12 protein-coding genes are annotated in these 13,097 nt (G+C 73.2%); 8 read left to right on the forward strand and 4 right to left on the reverse strand.

Going from position 1 to position 13,097, the window contains the following annotated elements; all coding sequences use genetic code 11:
* Positions 1 to 31: 31 nt before the first annotated feature.
* Positions 32 to 1,423: a hypothetical protein gene (locus SLV14N_RS29095; protein ID WP_263271719.1), complete on the forward strand. Its 1,392-nt coding sequence runs from the start codon at positions 32 to 34 to the stop codon at positions 1,421 to 1,423.
* A 15-nt stretch (positions 1,424 to 1,438) separates the two neighbouring features.
* Here SLV14N_RS29095 and SLV14N_RS29100 read toward each other — a convergent pair whose 3' ends face one another.
* The gene (locus SLV14N_RS29100) at positions 1,439 to 2,758 is read right to left on the reverse strand and encodes a glycosyltransferase 87 family protein (RefSeq protein ID WP_263271721.1); all 1,320 of its coding nucleotides are present in this window, start codon (positions 2,756 to 2,758) and stop codon (positions 1,439 to 1,441) included.
* Positions 2,759 to 2,992: 234 nt separating this feature from the next.
* Between SLV14N_RS29100 and SLV14N_RS29105 the strand changes: the two genes are divergently transcribed.
* Complete coding sequence (locus SLV14N_RS29105; RefSeq protein ID WP_208684911.1) at positions 2,993 to 4,135, forward strand: glycosyltransferase family 4 protein; 1,143 nt, start codon at positions 2,993 to 2,995, stop codon at positions 4,133 to 4,135.
* A 105-nt stretch (positions 4,136 to 4,240) separates the two neighbouring features.
* Here the strand turns inward: SLV14N_RS29105 and SLV14N_RS29110 are convergent, their stop codons facing one another.
* Complete coding sequence (locus tag SLV14N_RS29110; RefSeq protein ID WP_208684913.1) at positions 4,241 to 6,037, reverse strand: long-chain fatty acid--CoA ligase; 1,797 nt, start codon at positions 6,035 to 6,037, stop codon at positions 4,241 to 4,243.
* Between the two features lie 276 nt (positions 6,038 to 6,313).
* Between SLV14N_RS29110 and SLV14N_RS29115 the strand changes: the two genes are divergently transcribed.
* The 6 genes from SLV14N_RS29115 (at position 6,314) to SLV14N_RS29140 (ending at position 11,619) form a co-directional block, all read left to right on the forward strand.
* Positions 6,314 to 7,129 (forward strand): metallophosphoesterase, encoded by an 816-nt coding sequence (locus SLV14N_RS29115; protein WP_208684915.1) that lies wholly within the window; start codon positions 6,314 to 6,316, stop codon positions 7,127 to 7,129.
* 251 nt (positions 7,130 to 7,380) lie between these two features.
* The gene (locus SLV14N_RS29120; protein WP_208684916.1) at positions 7,381 to 7,863 is read left to right on the forward strand and encodes an SRPBCC family protein; all 483 of its coding nucleotides are present in this window, start codon (positions 7,381 to 7,383) and stop codon (positions 7,861 to 7,863) included.
* 2 nt (positions 7,864 to 7,865) lie between these two features.
* Positions 7,866 to 9,071 (forward strand): ArsA family ATPase, encoded by a 1,206-nt coding sequence (locus SLV14N_RS29125; RefSeq protein ID WP_208684917.1) that lies wholly within the window; start codon positions 7,866 to 7,868, stop codon positions 9,069 to 9,071.
* 106 nt (positions 9,072 to 9,177) lie between these two features.
* Positions 9,178 to 9,654 (forward strand): DUF5304 domain-containing protein, encoded by a 477-nt coding sequence (locus SLV14N_RS29130; protein ID WP_208684918.1) that lies wholly within the window; start codon positions 9,178 to 9,180, stop codon positions 9,652 to 9,654.
* Positions 9,655 to 9,776: 122 nt separating this feature from the next.
* Positions 9,777 to 10,718, forward strand: coding sequence for an ROK family glucokinase (locus SLV14N_RS29135; protein ID WP_093645852.1), 942 nt, complete (start codon positions 9,777 to 9,779; stop codon positions 10,716 to 10,718).
* A gap of 127 nt (positions 10,719 to 10,845) precedes the next feature.
* Positions 10,846 to 11,619 carry an endonuclease/exonuclease/phosphatase family protein gene (locus SLV14N_RS29140; RefSeq protein WP_208688154.1) on the forward strand — a complete coding sequence of 258 codons (774 nt, stop codon included), beginning with the start codon at positions 10,846 to 10,848 and terminating at the stop codon, positions 11,617 to 11,619.
* Position 11,620: 1 nt separating this feature from the next.
* Here the strand turns inward: SLV14N_RS29140 and SLV14N_RS29145 are convergent, their stop codons facing one another.
* Both SLV14N_RS29145 and SLV14N_RS29150 read right to left on the reverse strand, forming a co-directional pair.
* Entirely contained in the window at positions 11,621 to 12,250 is a 630-nt protein-coding gene (locus tag SLV14N_RS29145; RefSeq protein ID WP_208684919.1) for a hypothetical protein, read from the reverse strand.
* A complete protein-coding gene (locus tag SLV14N_RS29150; RefSeq protein ID WP_208684920.1) occupies positions 12,237 to 13,031 on the reverse strand; it encodes a carboxylesterase in 795 nt (264 codons plus the stop codon). The genes SLV14N_RS29145 and SLV14N_RS29150 overlap by 14 nt, the downstream gene beginning before the upstream one ends.
* Positions 13,032 to 13,097: the final 66 nt, after the last annotated feature.

Consider the following 13,097-nt stretch of genomic DNA (forward strand, 5'->3'; position numbering starts at 1 on the left):
CCCCGCCCGGGCCGGATCTACGATCGTCCGCATGTCACACCGGTGGGCGAGACGGCGGCCGTCGCGGGCCGCGGCGGCGGGCTGCTGCGCCCTGCTCCTCGCGCTGCTCGCCCCGCTGGCCGGCTGCGGGCCCGCGGGGCCCCCGCCGGCCACGGCGCGCTTCCCCGACGTCCAGCGGATGCTCGACACCCGCGCACGGGCCGTCGAGCGGCGGGACGCGGCGGGCTTCCTGGCTTCCGTCGACCCGCGGGCCACCGGCTACCGTGACCGTCAGCGCGCGATGTTCGGCCATCTCAAGGGCGTGCCGCTGACGGACTGGCACTACGACCTCGACTCCACCGACGCCTTCCCGCTCCCGGCCGACGGGGACCGGGCGCGGCTGGCCGCGAAGGTGCGGCTGCGCTACCGCCTCAAGGGCTTCGACTCCGCGCCGGTCCATGCCGTCCAGTACCTCACCCTGACCGAGCGCGACGGCCGCTGGCTGATCTCCTCCGACACCGATGGCACGGCGGCCGGCCGGAGCGGCACCCGCCAGCTGTGGGACCAGGGGCCGGTACAGCTGGTCCGCGGCAAACACAGCCTGGTGCTCGGCGGCACCGCACAGCGGGCGCGGCTGAAGGATCTGGCGCACCGGGTGGACCAGGCGGTGCCCGCGGTCTCCTCGGCCTGGAAGGGCAAGTGGTCGCAGAAGGTCGTGGTGGAGGCGCCGGACTCGGTCGAGCGGATGGCGCAGCTGATGGGCAGCGACGATCCGTCGGTTTACGCGGGGATCGCGGCGGTCACCACCGGGGAGGCGGGGGTCTCGACGACCGCGCCCGCGGACCGCGTGATCATCAACCCGGACGCGTACGAGGAGCTCAACGACCTGGGCCGCAGGGTGGTCCTCACCCACGAGACCGCCCATGTCGCCACCCGCATGGCCACCACGGCGGCCACCCCGCTGTGGCTCTCCGAGGGATTCGCCGACTGGGCCGCCTACCGCGGCATCCGCCGCAAGGCCGCCCTCACCGCCCCCGAACTCACCCGCGCGGCCGCCACCGGCAAGCTCCCCGCCCGCCTGCCGACCGACGAGGACTTCGGCTTCAAGGCGGGCGCCGACCGGCTGGCGAAGGCGTACGAGGGCAGCTGGCTGGCCTGCCGGATGATCGCCGGGAAGTGGGGCGAGGCCAAGCTGATCGCCTTCTACCGGGCGGCGGGCAGGAGCGCGGTACCGGTCGCGGCGAGGGGTGCGGGGGCGCCGATGGAGGCGGCCACGGCGGGCTCCGCCGGCCCCCGGCCGACCACCCCGGCCGCCCGCACCGGACACCGGCCGAAGGCCCGCGCCGACCGGACGGACCGCGCCCTGCGCACCCAACTGGGCGTCGGGATGGCGGAGTTCACCCGGCAGTGGCGGGCCTATGTACGCAAACAGCTGGCGCGGTGAGGGCGGGGGAGGGGCTCACGGCGCCGGCGTTGCCCCGTCCGTCCGTGGCCGCGGGGCGGCGCCGGTGAGCTCCGGGAGAGCGGTGGCGGCAGCGTCGTCCGCACGGCGCGCGCGCACCACGCCGGCCGTCCCGGTCCGCTCCTGCCCGCCGCCGCGCGTCGAGGCCCACAGGCGGCGGCAGGCGATCAGCGACGCGGCGACCAGCAGCCCGTTGCGCACGATCAGCAGGGTGACCCCCCACGGCTCGCTCGCCACGACCTCCGCGAAACCGACGGGGAACTCCAGCAGCGTGACCCCGGTGGCGAGCAGCACCAGCACCACCGGCAGCGTCTGCCGGCCAGCGCGTACGGTCACACACACCGCGCCCAGCCCCACCAGCCAGAGCATGTACTGGGGGCTGATCACCCGGCTCGTGGTCGTGAACAGCAGCGTGGCGGTGAAGGCGGCCTCGCACAGCGTCGCGGGGCGCAGCTCCCCGACCCGCACCCGCCACAGGAACAGCCAGCCCACGGCGGCCAGGCTCAGGGTGAGCGCCACGGTGCTGACGAACGGGACACCCGGACCGAGGAACTCCAGCGAGCCGTAGTTCAGCAGCACCTGGCCGTCCCACCCGTAGTGGCGGGCGACATGGAAGACCAGCGCCCCGAGCGACTCGACCTCCGTACCGCGGTCGCGCTGGAAGGTGAGGAAGGCCAGCGCGCCCGGTGCGGCGGTCACGAACAGCAGTGTCAGCGCGGCCGCGGTGCCGGCCGCGCTCCACCACAGGGCGCGGGCCCGGCGGCCCCGCAGCGCAGCCCCGGTCAGCAGCAGAGCGGGCCAGACCTTCAGCAGCGCCCCGAAGGCGATCAGCGCGCCCGCCACCCGTGGCCGCCGGACGGCCGCGAACAGCGCGGCGACGGCGACGGCGGTGACCATCAGGTCGTAGCGGGCGTAGGCCGTCGGGCCCAGCAGCGCCACCCCCGCGATCCACACCCAGGCGCCGGCCGGCCGGTGGTCGGCGCGCCGGCCGGCCCGCAGCAGGAGCGCCAGCGTCGCCGCGTCCGCGATCAGGACCAGGGTGTAGAACGCCGGGGCGTAGCCCAGGAACGGCAGCAGGCCGGGGGAGAGGATGGCGAGCGCGGCGGCCGGCGGGTACTGCCAGGTCACATCGTTCAGCGGGAAGGTGCCGGTCTTCAGGACCTCGAACCAGCCCTGGTAGATCACCGAGACATCGGTGGTGACATCCGGCCCCGGCAGCACCAGCACTCTCAGGACACACAGCAGGACCACGGCCCGGGTCAGGGCCCAGGCCGCGACCGGGAGCCACACCCCGCGCGCTCTGCTGATGCTGGTCATCGTCACCTCATCGCTACTCGGCCGCTGCGTGCCGGCCGCCGCTCGCGGCCCTCGACCCGGCGCCCTGCTCCCCGTACCTGCCGCTGCCGCCCGCTCGTGCTGCCTGCATGATGCCGGTAGTGGCTGTCACGACCGTAGAGCAGGCAGGGGCGTGGCGGGGCGGGCGGTCGCCCACCGGGCACCGACCGGTACTGTCGGGCCACAACCGCCGAGTCCGACCGTCGAGAGACCATCGTGCACAAGACCTTGATCGTCACGAACGACTTCCCGCCCCGGCCGGGCGGGATCCAGGCCTTCCTGCACAGCATGGCGCTGCGCCTGGACCCCACCCAGGTCGTCGTCTACGCCTCGACCTGGAAGCGCGGCGAGGAGGGGCGCGCGGCCACCGCCGCCTTCGACGCGGAGCAGCCCTTCCCGGTGATCCGGGACCGTACGACGATGCTGCTGCCCACCCCGAGGGTGACCCGGCGGGCCACCGGCCTCCTGCGCGAACACGGCTGCTCCTCCGTATGGTTCGGGGCGGCGGCGCCGCTCGGGCTGATGGCGCCCGCGCTCCGTGCGGCCGGCGCGCGCCGCATCGTGGCGACCACGCACGGCCACGAGGCGGGCTGGGCGCAGCTGCCGGCCGCCCGCCAACTGCTGCGCCGGATCGGTACGGGGACGGACATCCTCACCTACCTCGGCGAGTACACCCGCTCGCGGATCGCCGGTGTGCTCACCCCACAGGCCGCCGCGCGGATGGTCCAACTCCCGCCCGGCGTCGACGAGAAGACCTTCCATCCCGGTTCGGGCGGCGACGCCGTACGGGAGCGGCTCGGGCTCGCCGGGCGGCCGGTGGTGGTGTGTGTCTCGCGGCTGGTGCCGCGCAAGGGCCAGGACACCCTCATCGAGGCGATGCCGGCCATCCTGTCCGCGGTGCCCGAGGCCGTGCTGCTGATCGTCGGCGGCGGCCCGTACGAGCAGGACCTGCACGCACTGGCCCGGGAGAAGGGCGTCGCGGATGCGGTGCGCTTCACCGGCGCGGTCCCGTGGGAGGAACTGCCGGCCCACTACGGCGCCGGCGATGTCTTCGCGATGCCGTGCCGCACCCGCCGCGGCGGGCTCGACGTCGAGGGCCTCGGCATCGTCTACCTGGAGGCCTCCGCCACCGGCCTGCCCGTGGTGGCGGGCGACTCGGGCGGCGCCCCCGACGCCGTCCTGGAGGGCGAGACGGGCTGGGTCGTCCCCGGCGGGTCCCCGGCCCCCACGGCCGACCGCATCATCGCCCTGCTGCGGGACCCCGCGCTGCGCCGCTCGATGGGCGAACGCGGCCGCGCCTGGGTGGAGGAGAAGTGGCGCTGGGACCTGCTGGCGGAACGGCTGAAGGAACTGCTGTAGGCGGACCGCCCACGGTCACCCAAGGAAAATCCGCCGCCGCGGCACACAGCCACGACGGCGGATTTTCCTTGGGTGCGGCCCCGGCCCGCCGGGGGCCGGCCGCTCCTACGCGCGGTAGAGCGCCTCGATGTCCTCCGCGAAGTCCTTCGCCACCACGTTCCGCTTGAGCTTCAGCGACGGCGTGACATGGCCCGACTCCTCGGTGAACTGGGTCGGCAGGATGCGGAACTTGCGTACCGACTCGGCCTTGGAGACCGCCGCGTTGCCGTCGTCGACCGCGCGCTGTACGGCGGCCAGCAGCTGCGGGTCCTCGGCGAGCTGAGCCGGTGTCACCCCGGCCGGGTGCCCGTGCTCCTGGGCCCAGCGGGGCAGGAACTCCTCGTCGAGGGTGATCAGCGCGCCGATGAACGGCCGGCCGTCGCCGACGACCATGCACTCGGCGATCAGGGCGTGCGACCGGATACGGTCCTCGATCACGGCCGGGGCGACGTTCTTGCCGCCCGCGGTGACGAGGATCTCCTTCTTGCGGCCGGTGATGGCGAGGTAGCCGTCCTCGTCGAGGGTGCCGAGGTCGCCGGTGTGGAACCAGCCGTCGGACAGCGCCTCCTTGGTGGCCGACGGGTTGTTCCAGTACTCGGTGAACAGGTGCTCGCCGTGCAGCAGCACCTCGCCGTCGTCGGCGATCCGGACGACCGAGCCGGGCAGCGGCTGGCCCACGCTGCCGATCTTCTGCCGGTCCCAGGGGTTGAAGGCGGTGGCCGCACAGGACTCCGTCAGGCCGTAGCCCTCCAGCACGGTGAAGCCGATACCGCGGTAGAAATGGCCCAGGCGTTCACCGAGCGGGGCGCCGCCGGAGATGGCGTGGGTGGCGCGGCCGCCGAGGACGGCGCGCAGCCTGCCGTACACGAGCCGGTCGAAGACCTTGTACTTCAGCTTCAGGCCGAGCGACGGGCCTTCGGAGGTGTCCAGCGCGCGGCTGTAGGCGATCGCGACGTCCGCCGCCTTGTCGAAGATCTTGCCCCGGCCGTCGGCCTGCGCCTTGGCCCGCGCCGAGTTGTAGACCTTCTCGAAGACCCGGGGCACACCCAGGACCAGCTTCGGCCGGAAGGAGGCGAGGTCGTCGGTGAGGTTCTTGATGTCCGGGGCGTGGCCCAGCTTGATGGGCGCCATCACCGCGGCGATCTGCACCAGCCGGCCGAAGACATGCGCGATGGGGAGGAAGAGGAGCACCGAGGACTCGCCGGTGCGGAACAGCGGCCGCAGCCGCTCGACGATGTTGCCGCACTCGGCGAAGAAGCTGCGGTGGCTGAGCACACAGCCCTTGGGACGGCCGGTGGTGCCGGAGGTGTAGACGATGGTGGCCGGCGAGTCCGCGTCGGCGAGCGCGCTGCGCGCCTCCACCTCGTCGTCGGAGATCCCGTCGCCCGCGGCCTGCAGCCGGGCGAGGGCGTCCCGTTCGATCTGCCAGATGTTCGCCAGCTCCGGCAGCCGGTCGCGGACCGACTCGACGGTCGCCTCGTGGGTGGGGGACTCCACCAGGCAGGCCACCGCGCCGGAGTCGCCGAGGATCCACTGGATCTGCTCGGCGGAACTGGTCTCGTACACCGGGACGGTGATCGCGCCGGCGCTCCAGATGGCGAAGTCCAGCAGTGTCCACTCGTAGCGGGTGCGCGACATCAGACCGACCCGGTCGCCGGGCCGGACCCCGGAGGCGATCAGACCTTTGGCGGCGGCGCGGACCTCGGCGAGGAAGGTGGCGGCGGTGACGTCCTGCCACTCTCCGTTCACCTTGCGTCCCATGACGGCAACATCCGGGTGCTGCGCGGCATTTCGGCGGATGAGATCCGTCAGATTGCCGTCCGCGGGGACCTCGTACAGGGCCGGAAGGCTGAACTCGCGCAAGACTGCTGCTCCTCAAAAGCGCCGGCGCCACGACGCTGTGTGTACACCGGCGGCGGTCCACGATCATGCAGGGGGGATTGGACTGCCCGGACGTTACCCATCGGTATCGCTGTTGGGATAGGGGGGAACGGCCAGATGTTCGATGCGTCACACGCTGCGGGACACGCCATGGGGACTGACCCGCGCAGACTAGACCAATGGGTAGGTGACCCGAAAGTAACGCCGGCTTCCGGGGCCCCTCTCCCGGCGCCCGCGCGAGCGATCTAGGGTGACGCCATGCGTGTGCATGTGGTCAGTGACGTACACGGCAACAGCCGGGACCTCGCGGCGGCCGGAGCCGGCGCCGATGCCCTGGTCTGCCTCGGTGACCTGGTCCTCTTCCTTGACTATGCCGACCACTCGCGCGGCATCTTCCCCGACCTCTTCGGCGTCGCGAACGCCGACGCACTGGTCGAACTGCGCACCGCCCGCCGCTTCGAGGAGGCCCGCGCGCTGGGCCGCCAACTGTGGGGCGAACTGGACCGTACCGGCGTGAACCGGGAGTCGGTCATCGAAGGCGCGGTCCGCCGGCAGTACGCCGAACTCTTCGCGGCCTTCCCGACTCCCACGTACGCCACCTACGGCAACGTCGACATGCCGCGCCTGTGGCCCGAGTACGCCGGACCCGGCACCACCGTCCTGGACGGCCAGCGGGTGGAGATCGGCGGCCGGGTCTTCGGGTTCGTCGGCGGCGGTCTGACCACCCCCATGCTTCCCCAAGCTCTCCACTCCGTTCGAGCAGGGGAGACCCCAATCCCCTACGTGATCAGCGACGAGGAGTACGCCGCCAAGATCGAGGCGCTCGGCGAGGTGGACGTGCTGTGCACCCATATCCCGCCCGACGTCCCTGAGCTCTGCTACGACACCGTCGCCCGCCGCTTCGAGCGCGGCAGCGCGGCCCTGCTGCACGCCATCCGCACCACCCGGCCGCGTTACTCCCTCTTCGGCCATGTGCACCAGCCGCTCGCCCGCCGGATCCGGATCGACGGTACGGAATGCGTCAATGTCGGCCACTTCAATGCGACCGGGACGCCCTATGTCCTGGAGTGGTGAGCCCCGATACCTCTGGTCATGAGCCCGGCGAAGGGTGCCCGGCGGCCGCCCCGCCCCGTCGTTCCGGGCCTGCTGGTGTCCGCCCGCGTTCGCCCGCGCGGTAGCCTTCAGCAGCAGAGACAGCACGTCATGGGGTCTCCCCGGCTCATGGGGGTGCCCCCGCTCGGGCGAAGCCGGGAGCGGGGGAGGAGCTGAGAGCTCGGGGGAGGAGTCGGCGGACCGGCACGGATCGGCATGGAGGAGTCACGGCGATGGCCGAACACACCAGCTCGAGCATCACGATCGAGGCGGCACCCGCCGAAGTGATGGGAGTGATCGCCGACTTTGACCGCTACCCGGAATGGACCGGAGAGGTCAAAGAGGCAGAGGTGCTCGCCAAGGACGACCGCGGCCGCGCCGAGCAGGTGCGCCTGCTGCTGGACGCCGGAGCGATCAAGGACGACCACACCCTCGCCTACACCTGGACCGGCGAGAACGAGGTCAGCTGGTCCCTGGTCAAGTCCCAGATGCTGCGCGCCCTCGACGGCTCCTACCACCTCTCCGCGCTCGGCAGCGGCGCGCGCACCGAGGTGACCTACCAGCTCACCGTCGACGTCAAGATCCCGATGCTCGGGATGATCAAGCGCAAGGCCGAGAAGGTCATCATCGACCGTGCGCTGGCCGGGCTGAAGAAGCGCGTCGAGAGCGGCCACGACGGCCCGCAGACGCCCGCCGACGAGGCCAAGAAGCTCTGAGCGTGCGCATCGTCCTCGTCACGGGCTCAGGCGGCGCGGGCCGCACCACGCTCGCCGCCGCGACCGCCCTGGCCGGCGCCCGCCGGGGCGAGCGGGCCCTGTTGCTCACCACCGGGAGCAGCGCACCGGAAACGGTGCTGGGCACGCCCCTCGGCGCCGACGCCCCCACCCCGATAGCGCCCGGTCTGCACGCCCGCCGCATCGACCCCGGCGACCGCTTCCGCCAGGAGTTCCTCGCCTTCCAGGAGCGCGCCGGCGCCGCCCTCGACCTGCTCGGCGCCGCCCCCCTCGACGAGGACGAACTCACCGAACTCCCCGGCTCCGAGGACTTCGCGCTGCTGCACGCGCTGCGCGCCGAACACGCCTCGGACGACTGGGACCTCGTCGTCGTCGACATGCCCTCGGCCGACGAGACCGTCCGGCTGCTCGCCCTGCCGGCCCAGGTGCGCCGCTATCTGCGCCGGCTGCTGCCGCCCGAGCGCCAGGCGGCCCGTGCGCTGCGCCCGGTGCTCGCCCAGCTCGCCGGCGTCCCGATGCCGGCCCAGAAGCTGTACGACGCCGCCGAGCGCTGGGAGACCGAACTCGCCGCCGTCCAGCGGACGATCGACGACCCCGGCACCTCCGTACGCCTGGTCACCGAGGCCGGACCGGTCGCCGCCGCCACCCTGCGCACCCTGCGCGCCGGACTCGCGCTGCACGGCCGGCGCACCGACGGCGTGGTCGTCAACCGGCTGCTGCCCACCGGCTCGGCCGACCCGTTCCTCGCCGCGCTCTCCGGCAGCCAGCAGACCGCCCTCAAGGCGCTGCGCGAGGAATTCCCCGACCTCCCCGTCCATGAGGTGCCGCACCTGGGCCGCGACCCCCAGGGCGTCGACGAGCTCGACGAGTTGATCGGCGGACCGGTGGGCGAGATCGGCGCGGCCGCGCCCGCCGACGGGCTGCCCCACCCCGACCCCTGGACCGTCGAGGACCGGCTGGCCGCCGACGGCATCCTCGTCTGGCGGGTGCCGCTGCCCGGCGCCGAGCGCAAGGGCCTCGGCCTGGTGCGCCGCGGCGACGAGATCGTGGTCACCGTCGGCCGCTTCCGGCGGATCCGTACCCTCCCCTCCGCGCTGCGCCGCTGCACCGTCTCCGGCGCCGGACTGCGCGACGGTGCCCTGGAGATCCGCTTCACACCGGATCCGGATCTGTGGCCCAAGAGCGACTGAACGCGCTACCACCGTTCGGGTACCGTCGAGGGTGGGCCCCGCCCCGATGTGCCCGTCCCGCACTGCTTCGCCGTACCGCCTCGCCGCAGGAGTCACGGAGTTCCTCATGAGTGATGCCACCGAGCGCCCCGCCGACCGCCAGGCCGAGCCCGATGCCGACGCCTGGGCGACCGCCTGTGCCGAGGACCTCGCGTCCGAGAAGGCCCGCCGCCGCACCGGCAGCGGCCCGGAGCCGGGCAGCGCCGCCGAGGAGCTGCGCAAGCTCGCCGAGGCGGTGACCGACAAGCTCGCCGGAATCCAGCTGCCCGGCGCGCTGGGCGGCATCGCCGCACAGGGCGCCGTCAACCAGCTGTTCAAGCAGGCCAAGGCAGCCGTCGAGCCGGTCATCGAGCGCAACCCCGACATCTTCGACCACCTCGCCGCGGCCGGCTCCGAGCTGCTCGCCGCCTACCGCTCCGCCGTCGAGGGCAGCGAGCGCCGCTGGACCCGTGACGACCTCGACGACCGGCCCGAAGGCCGCCGCGACGACGACCCGCGCGACGACGACGGCCCCACCGGCACCGAGCGGATCGATCTCGACTGAGCCCTCGGGGCCTTGGGTGTACGGGATGTGTCCCTCCCCCCACAGCCCGAAGAACGTGGGCGGCCCTCCTGCCTCCGGTACGGTGGGACTCGGCGGGGTTCGAGCGAAAAACTGAGGGACACATGGGACTCACCATCGGCGTCGACATCGGCGGCACGAAGATCGCGGCCGGCGTGGTCGACGAAGAGGGCTCGATCCTTGAGACGTGCAAGGTGCCGACTCCGCATGCCACCGATGCGCTGACCGAGGCCATCGCGGACGCGGTGCGCACTGTCGGGGCGGGCCATCATGTCGAGGCCGTCGGCATCGGCGCGGCCGGCTATGTCGACGAGAAGCGGGCCACGGTCCTGTTCGCCCCGAACATCGACTGGCGCCATGAACCGCTCAAGGACAAGGTCGAACAGCGCGTCGGCCTCCCGGTGGTCGTCGAGAACGACGCCAACGCCGCGGCCTGGGGCGAGTACAAGTTCGGCGCGGGCCAGGGCCACAGCGACGTCATCTGCATCACCCTCGGCACCGGCCTCGGCGGCGGCATCATCATCGGCAACAAGCTGCGCCGTGGCCGCTTCGGCGTCGCCGCCGAATTCGGGCACATCCGGGTCGTGCCGGACGGCCTGCTGTGCGGCTGCGGCAACCAGGGCTGCTGGGAGCAGTACGCCTCCGGCCGCGCCCTGCTGCGCTACGCCCGCCAGCGCGCCTTCGCCACCCCCGAGAACGCCCAGATCCTGCTGTCGCTCGGCGACGGCACCTCCGAGGGCATCCAGGGGCGGCACGTGAGCGAGGCCGCCCGCCAGGGCGACCCGGTCGCCATCGACTCGTTCCGCGAACTGGCCCGCTGGGCCGGCGCCGGGCTCGCCGACCTCGCCTCGCTCTTCGACCCCTCCGCCTTCATCGTCGGCGGCGGCGTCTCGGACGAGGGCGAGCTGGTCCTGGAACCGATCCGCAAGTCCTTCCGCCGCTGGCTGGTCGGCAACCAGTGGCGGCCGCACGCCCAGGTGCTCGCCGCCCAGCTCGGCGGCAAGGCCGGTCTGGTCGGCGCGGCCGACCTGGCGCGCCAGGGCTGACCCGCCTCCGGGCCGTCCAGCGCCCGCTCATCCGTACGGCACCGTCCGTCGCGCCCCATGGGGGTGCGGCGGACGGTGCTCTATCTTGGCCCGCGTGACCCTCCCGGTGAGAGGACCTGCCGCCGTGATCCCGCTCCCTGCCTCCGCCACCGAGCCCGGCCCCGTTTCCGGGGAATCAGGACCCGCCGGTGCGGCCGTGATCCGGGTGCTCAGCTACAACATCCGCTCACTGCGCGACGACCGGGCGGCGCTGGCCAGGGTGATCCGGGCCTGCGCACCCGACCTCGTGCTGATCCAGGAGGCGCCGCGGTTCTTCCGCTGGCGCAAGGCCGCCGAGCGGCTGGCCCGCGCGGCCGGTCTGGTGTACGTCACCGGCGGCGGCACGACCGCGGGCCCGATGATCCTGTCCACCCTGCGCGCCCATGTGGAGCGTACGGAGGAGGTGCTGCTGCCCCGCACCCCCGGACTGCACCAGCGCGGTCTCGCCCTCGCCGTGGTCCGGATCGGCGGGGCCCGGCTCGGGGTGCTCAGCTGCCATCTCAGCCTCGCCGACCGGGAGCGCTACGAGCAGGCCGGGCTGCTGCTGGAGCGGCTGGCCACCCTGGAGGTGCCCTACGCCGTCGCCGGGGGCGACCTCAACGACCGGCCGGAGGGCCGCAGCTTCCGCCGGCTGGCGGGGGCGCTCACGGACGCCTGGGCGGCCAAGCCCTGGGGCGGGGAGTTCACCTCCACGCCCCACGACCCGCATCAGCGGATCGACGCGATCTTCACCACGGAGGGCGTGGAGGTCCTGGGCTGCGGTGTGCCGCACGGGCTGGCGGGGGTACGGGAGGCCGACCTGCGGGCCGCCACGGATCATCTGCCGGTGCTGGCCGCGCTGCGGGTGCCGGCCACCGGCTGACTCACACCACCGCGCCGCTGCCCGGCAGATCGTTGTCGTCCTCGTCGTCGTCCTTCATCCGGGCCACCAGGGTGGCGAAACCGCCGAGGAAGCCGCCGATGCCCAGGACCGTGATCCACCACGTCACCGGCTGCTGGAAGAGCACCATGGCCACCAGCAGCAGCGGACCGCCGACCACCGCGAGCCAGGCGAACTTGGTGGTGACATCGGCCTTCGGCAGCGGGGGCGGCTCGGGCGGGGTGAAGTGGCCCTCGTCGGTCTCGTCGAAGTCGTCGTCGGACGGTGTGCCGGCGCTCCAGTCGCGGGGCCCGACGCCCGGGGCGAAGACGACGAAGCTGCCCGGACGGGCGGCGTCGCCGGTGCCGGATCCCTCGCCCGTGCCGTCCTTCCCGGCGGCCTCGGACGGTGCGGCGGCCTCGGGCTTCCCGTCCGTGCCGTCCTTCGTGGCCGCGCCGGACGAGCCGGACGAGCCGGAGACCCCGGAGGTCCCGGAGGCCCCGGCCGTCCCGTCCCCGCCGTCCCCGTCGCCCGCGGGGAACGACGGCTGCTCGCCGTAGCCCGCCACGATCTCGGCCCAGGCGGCCTCTTCGTCCAGCGGGTCCCGGGGGTCGCGGGGGCTACGCTCCGCCACTGGCCGCCGCCCCCTCCTGTGCCTCCGCCCCCGCCTGTGGCGCGAGCCGGGAGATGAAGGCGAAGGTGTCCCGGAAGATCTGCTCGGCGTCGTGGTCCAGCGTCGCGACGTGGTAACTGCGCTCCAGCAGCGTCTGCCGGACGTCCGTGGAGGAGACCCGGGCGAGGATCCGCTCGGAGTCCGCGGCCGGTACGACATGGTCCTGCGGGCTGGTCATCACCAGCAACGGCTGGGTGACGCCCGGGAGTTCGGAGTCGACCTGCCGGAAGAACCGGCTCAGCGAATGCGCGGCGTGCAGCGGCACCCGCTCGTAGCCGACCTCCTCGGCGCCGGGCTTGGCGATATCGCTGACCACGCCCTTGGTGGTCCGTACGAGATGCCGCAGCACCGGCAGCAGCGGCGCGGCCGCGTCATGGAGCTTGTTGGCCGGGTTGACCACCGCCACCCCGCTGACGGCGTCGCCGTGCTTGGCGGCCAGCCGCAGTGCCAGCGCACCGCCCATCGACAGTCCGCAGACGAAGACCTTGGCGCAGCGCTCGGTCAGCGCACGCAGTTCGCGGTCGACCTCGGCGTACCAGTCCTGCCACGTGGTGATCTGCATGTCCTGCCAGCGGGTGCCGTGACCGGGCAGCAGGGGGAGGGCGACCGTCAGGCCCCGGTCGGCCAGATATTCGGCCCAGGGGCGTACAGACTGGGGGGAGCCGGTGAAGCCGTGGCACACAAGGACGCCGACCTCTCCGCCGTCACGGCGGAACGGCTCGGCTCCGGGAAGGAGCGGCACCGGGGGACTCCGATCGATGAGGGGGTCTGGCGAGTTACCTCAGGGTACGCAAAGCGACGGCAGGCG

Source organism: Streptomyces sp. Je 1-4 4N24, assembly GCF_026239515.1.
GTDB lineage: Bacteria > Actinomycetota > Actinomycetes > Streptomycetales > Streptomycetaceae > Streptomyces > Streptomyces nigrescens.

Coding starts and splice junctions, on each gene's coding strand:
- SLV14N_RS29115 (WP_208684915.1), top strand. CDS start 6,314: ATGCGTGTGCATGTGGTCAGTGACGTACACGGCAACAGCCGGGACCTC.
- SLV14N_RS29120 (WP_208684916.1), top strand. CDS start 7,381: ATGGCCGAACACACCAGCTCGAGCATCACGATCGAGGCGGCACCCGCC.
- SLV14N_RS29100 (WP_263271721.1), bottom strand. CDS start 2,758: ATGACCAGCATCAGCAGAGCGCGCGGGGTGTGGCTCCCGGTCGCGGCC.
- SLV14N_RS29130 (WP_208684918.1), top strand. CDS start 9,178: ATGAGTGATGCCACCGAGCGCCCCGCCGACCGCCAGGCCGAGCCCGAT.
- SLV14N_RS29135 (WP_093645852.1), top strand. CDS start 9,777: ATGGGACTCACCATCGGCGTCGACATCGGCGGCACGAAGATCGCGGCC.
- SLV14N_RS29095 (WP_263271719.1), top strand. CDS start 32: ATGTCACACCGGTGGGCGAGACGGCGGCCGTCGCGGGCCGCGGCGGCG.